2 protein-coding genes are annotated in these 2,039 nt (G+C 38.5%); both read right to left on the reverse strand.

The window, feature by feature from the left end:
* Window positions 1-25: 25 nt before the first annotated feature.
* Window positions 26-784, reverse strand: coding sequence for an IS21-like element IS712 family helper ATPase IstB (gene istB / locus EF514_RS10650; RefSeq protein ID WP_003331414.1), 759 nt, complete (start codon window positions 782-784; stop codon window positions 26-28).
* Window positions 785-795: 11 nt separating this feature from the next.
* Window positions 796-2,019, reverse strand: a complete 1,224-nt coding sequence (istA, locus tag EF514_RS10655) for an IS21-like element IS712 family transposase (RefSeq protein ID WP_003331415.1) — start codon at window positions 2,017-2,019, stop codon at window positions 796-798.
* Between the last annotated feature and the right edge of the window lie 20 nt (window positions 2,020-2,039).

The following is a 2,039-nucleotide window of genomic DNA, read 5'->3' on the forward strand; positions in this document are numbered from 1 at the left end:
AATTGTTGGTTTTGGGCCCATCACTTTATTTACTTTTTGGGGTTTTGGTTTTCTTCTCACTATAGTCTTTCATTCTATAAGATTTTCCAGTAATAGAAATGACTTTAGAATGATGAACCAAGCGGTCCAATAAAGCATTCGTTAATTTCTTATCTTGAAGAAACTCAGACCATTGAGAAAGTGGGATATTCGTAGTAATCAACGTGGATTTCTTTTCATATCTCATATTAATCAGTTGAAAGAGAAGACTCGCTCCATCTCTTGAAAAGGGCAGATAACCCACTTCATCAATAACAAGTACATCATAATTGGCATACTGTTTTAATACTCGCTCTAAAGTTCCTTTTTGATTGGCTCTTAATAAACGGTCCACTAATTCAGTACTCATACAAAAGTAAGAGCTATAACCTTTCTCTAGGGCTTCTAAAGTGATAGAAATAGCTAAATGTGTCTTACCTACGCCACTATTGCCAATGAAGAGAAGATTCTCATGCTTATCTAAAAAACGTAAGGTATGTAAATCTAAAATCTCTGCTTTATTAATTTTCGGTTGAAACTGAAAATCAAAGTCCATCACACGCTTTTCATAAGGCAGATGGGCTTTTTTTAATCGTCTTTCCTGAAGGAGCGCTTCTCGTTCACGAAGTTCTTCACTCAAGAGTTCATGAAGGCCCTCTACTAAGGAAATATCCGCATGCTCATCTAAGAACTCTGGTAAGAGCTGACGCACACGATCGAGTTTTAAATGGTCCAATTGGTTGAGTAATTGATGATAAGTTGTCATAAGCGCTCCCTTCACAATAAATCGTAGGCTTGAAGATTCTCATCCACATAAGCCTCTAGTTCGTCTTCTTCAAGATGTTTGAAGACATCTGATTTAAGAATTTCAACGTAATCTTCACGGCGATAATTAAAGGGACGGTCGCTTAAAGGATGACGAGCAATCAAGCGTTGGTCACAATAGACTTTAAGGTCCTCTTGTTCTTTTTCACAGGTTACGGTCTGTCCAATATATTTAACCGGCACTGAATATTTACGCCCTTCAAAGATCACAAGTGCCTCTTTAGAGACTTTTCGAGTCAAAGGAACACTCAATTGACTATAAACTTTGAGAAGCTCTAAATCAAAAGCCTTGAGATTCAACGCCTCTTGGTCAAGACGTTCAGAAGGTGAGGTTCCAATCGCTTGAGAGATTTCTTTATGATTCAAATCTTCCATCAATTGTTGGACCAGTGCTTGTAATTCTTCAAGGTCTTCAAACTCATTGTTAAAGACAAGCAGGCGGTCAACAGTTCTCGCAAGCGCTTCTACTTTACCTTTGGTTTGAGGTCTGAATGGCCGACAAGCAATGGGTTTAAATCCAGCATCTTTTGCATACTGCCTGAATCGTTCATTGAAAACAACATTTGAGAATTGACTTTTAGAATGGTCCACCACTGTTTTCATATTGTCAAACCAAATTTCTTCAGGGACACCTCCGAATTTCTCAAAAGCGTGATTGAGACACTCAAAGAGTGTGGGTTGGAGACGGTCGACGGTCAATTGAAGATACTTCATCCGAGAGTAGCCAAGAATATACAGAAAGATATTAATCGTAAACACTTCACCATTGCGTGAGATCAGTTTTAAATTTTCTTTCCAGTCGACTTGAGCAGAAAGTCCAGGCGTTGTTTCAATTCGAATCGTTGCTTTATGTTTGCAGGATTCTCGAATCAATCTGGCATAGCGTTTGACGGTCGTATATGAGCCTTGATAGCCTTTTAGTTGGATGAAGTAGTAAATTGAGCGCACAGAGCAGCCAAGCTTGAGTTTATCTTCAATGATTGATTTATAGTTCTCAATAAGTGACGGTGGGACCCTTCGTTTTGAAGCTTCTTCAAGGGTCTTTTCTTTTCCGAGGTCATAATAACGTTTGACCGTCCGATAGTCACAATTATAGCGTCTGGCAATATCAGCGAAATTAGGTTTAATTCCAGTCATAAGATGTTCGGTTATACTTTCTAGGATGTCTTTTCTCATAAGGAAAAGCCTATCACAAT

This window comes from Anaerosphaera multitolerans, assembly GCF_004006535.1.
GTDB classification, from domain to species: Bacteria; Bacillota; Clostridia; order Tissierellales; family Peptoniphilaceae; genus Anaerosphaera; species Anaerosphaera multitolerans.

Excerpts from the sequence above, each read along its gene's own strand:
- istB (WP_003331414.1), bottom strand. The coding sequence starts at position 784 with ATGACAACTTATCATCAATTACTCAACCAATTGGACCATTTAAAACTC.
- istA (WP_003331415.1), bottom strand. The coding sequence starts at position 2,019 with ATGAGAAAAGACATCCTAGAAAGTATAACCGAACATCTTATGACTGGA.